An 870-nucleotide genomic window follows, 5' to 3' on the forward strand; every position below is an offset into this window, starting at 1 on the left:
TAAGAGTCGCTAACACAACCTGGACGTCAAGGGCTCAAGACCATATGCTTGCGTCATGGCGAGACGCAAAATCAGCAACGAGTTATGGGCGGCGCTGGGACCTTTGATTCCGGTTTTCACGCCCTCACCCAAGGGCGGCCGGCGTCGCACGGTAGACGACCGAGCGGCATTGAACGGAATTCTGTACGTTCTGCAAACCGGTATTCCGTGGGAAGACCTGCCGCAGGAGCTGGGCTTCGGCAGCGGCATGACGTGCTGGCGAAGGCTGCGGGATTGGCAGGCGGCAGGTGTGTGGGCCAAGCTGCATCTGGCGATGCTGCGCCGGTTGCGTGAGCATGACCAGATTGATTGGGAACGGGCAAGCATCGATGGCGCCAGTGTCTCCAGCCCCCGGGGGGCCAGGAAACCGGCCCCAACCCGACGGACCGGGGCAAGCTCGGGTCAAAACGACACATCGTCGTAGATGCGCGAGGTATTCCACTCGCTGTCACGGTCACGGGGGCTAACCGGCACGATTCGATGGCATTCGAATCCACGCTCGATGCCATTCCCGCCGTGTCGGGCCTGAATGGTCAGCCCCGCAAACGTCCGGGCAAACTGCATGCGGACAAGGGCTACGACTTTGCTCGCTGTCGACGTTACCTGAAGCAGCGTGGCATCACGGCCCGTATCGCTCGTCGCGGTGTGGAAAGCAAGGAGCGGCTCGGACGGCATCGCTGGGTCGTCGAGCGCACGCATGCCTGGTTTGCTGGTTTCGGCAAACTGCGCATTCGATTCGAGCGTCGTCTCGACATTCATGTGGCGTTGCTTTCCCTTGCCGCTGCCGTCATCTGTTCTCGCTTCGTCGAGGACTTGTGTTAGCGACTCTAA

Annotated in this window: 1 protein-coding gene; it reads left to right on the forward strand. The window is 61.1% G+C overall.

Features of this window, described 5'->3' with window-relative positions:
* The first annotated feature begins 55 nt into the window (after positions 1-55).
* Positions 56-861 (forward strand): IS5 family transposase gene (locus tag DID99_RS36745; RefSeq protein WP_124668738.1). Its coding sequence is split into 2 segments (ribosomal slippage): positions 56-386 and positions 386-861, totalling 807 coding nucleotides; the frame shifts between segments, so codons are not numbered across the junction.
* The last annotated feature ends 9 nt before the right edge of the window (positions 862-870 follow it).

The organism is Burkholderia sp. Bp8986, assembly GCF_003854225.1.
Classification (GTDB): domain Bacteria; phylum Pseudomonadota; class Gammaproteobacteria; order Burkholderiales; family Burkholderiaceae; genus Burkholderia.